The sequence below is a fragment of the Mesorhizobium sp. FG116 genome (assembly GCF_057809835.1).
In genome coordinates this window covers 1-1721 of the sequence record NZ_JBMDKS010000112.1, presented here as the reverse complement: position 1 = coordinate 1721, position 1721 = coordinate 1, and the positions used below count along the sequence as shown (strand labels likewise).

Sequence of the window (1721 nt, the reverse complement as noted above, 5' to 3'; positions counted from 1 at the left end):
TCCTGTTTCCGCTCAGGCGCCCATAACCTCGCAAAGATCTTCGATGAAAACCTCCACCACCTGCGACGGCGGCATTCCCTTGCGGGTCACGAGATGAAACGGGATGAGCCTGTCGAGCTCAGGATGCGAAAGCGGGCGCAACTCGCCTCTCTCCACCCACCGCGCGGCGTAGTGATCCGCCAGATAGCCGAGATAGTTTCCGCTGAGGATCAGGATCGCCTGGGCCTCCATATTGGAGACGACAGCGCATGGCCGCATGCCGGGAAGATGCGACAGCTCTATCTGGTTCAGATAGGCACGGGTGACGAAATTGCCACCGCGGACCGTTTGGGGTGAGATTTCCGCCTCGTCCGTGGTGAACAAGGGGCTGTGAGCGCTGCAGTAGACGGTGTTCTTTTCGTCATAGAGCTTCCGGTAGCGCAACACGTCGAAATTGCTGGTGAAGTTGCCCACTGCGAGATGGAGCGATCCGTTCAGCAGTTCTTTTTCCAGCAGGTCCGGCGTTCCGATCAGGATGTTGGGTGAGACATCGTGGTTGCGCCGGTTGAACTTCTCCATGGCTTCCCGGATCGAAAAATTCCGGTCGGTGATGGTGTTGGCTGCGAGCCCAAGGCGCAGCACGCCGGTCAGGCGATGGCGCAGTTCGCCCAGTGCTGTCTCGCAGTGTTCGACCGCATGCAAAAGCGTCTTGGTATTCTCATAAACGCGCTCGCCTTTCTCGGTGAGTTGGAAGCCCGACTTGCCCCTTTGGCACAGGACGAAGCCGAGCCGTTCCTCCAGGGTCTTGATATGCGCGCTGACGGCGGGCTGACTAATGTTGAGGGCGATCTGGGCGCCCGCGAAGCCATGGTTCTCAACCACCGCGCGAAAGACGCGGATCGACTTCAGGTCCATGTCGGAAAATCGCATCGTCACTCCCCTTGCGCCATTTTACGAGGCGCGTGTCAGCCGTTTTCGACAGATGCGGAACACTCGCCGGCATTCCGAGGCGCACCACTATCATTCGCGATTATACATTTGTAAATTGGATGTGAGCATTGCAATATTAGGATACATTTGATGTTAGAAACTGGCTATTGGTCGCCCCGTCCCAGCACTCGCGCCGTGAGGCCGGAGTTCGAAGTGGGAACAATCAGGGAGGTGGCTTGTGGGTGGTAAGTTCAGGGCGGCATTTTTGTCGCGTCTTCTATCGTTTGCTCTGGGCTGTAGCGCTGCCGCACTTGCGGCCGCGCCGGCGCATGCCGATGCGCAGGATCTGCTTGCGTCGATCGAGGCGCGGGGCGAATTGGTGGTCGGGACGGAGGCGCGCTACGCACCGTTCGAGTTTGTCGAGAACGGTGAGATCGTCGGCTACTCCGCCGATGTCATCGCCCGCGTCATGGAAGTGTTCCCCGGGGTCAAGCTCAATCGGATGGACCTGCCTTTCCAAGGTATCTTGCCCGGCCTTCAGGCCAAGAAGTTCGACTATGTCGTCACCTCGATCGTGGCCGACAAGGCGCGCTATGAGAAGTTCGCCCTAAGCGCCCCGATCGCCGATGCTACGGTCGCTCTGGTCAAGCGCAAGTCCGACACCTCGATCAGCGTGTCTGACGACATCGCTGGCAAGATCGTGGGTACGCAGGCCGGTTCTGTCCCGCTCGGTGACGTCAATGCATTTGCCGAAAAGCTCAAGGCGCAGGGAATCCCGGTCAAGGAAGTCAAGACCTATGTCGGCTTCGAGG

2 protein-coding genes are annotated in these 1721 nt (G+C 58.9%); one reads left to right on the top strand and one right to left on the bottom strand.

The window, feature by feature from the left end; translation table 11 throughout:
• Nucleotides 1-12: 12 nt before the first annotated feature.
• Complete coding sequence (locus ACODTY_RS23965) at nt 13-909, bottom strand: LysR family transcriptional regulator (protein ID WP_488996675.1); 897 nt, start codon at nt 907-909, stop codon at nt 13-15.
• A 238-nt stretch (nt 910-1147) separates the two neighbouring features.
• On the opposite strand from ACODTY_RS23965, the gene ACODTY_RS23960 reads away from it, so the two are divergent.
• On the top strand, nt 1148-1721 hold a 574-nt coding region (locus ACODTY_RS23960), incomplete at its 3' end, for a transporter substrate-binding domain-containing protein (protein WP_488996674.1).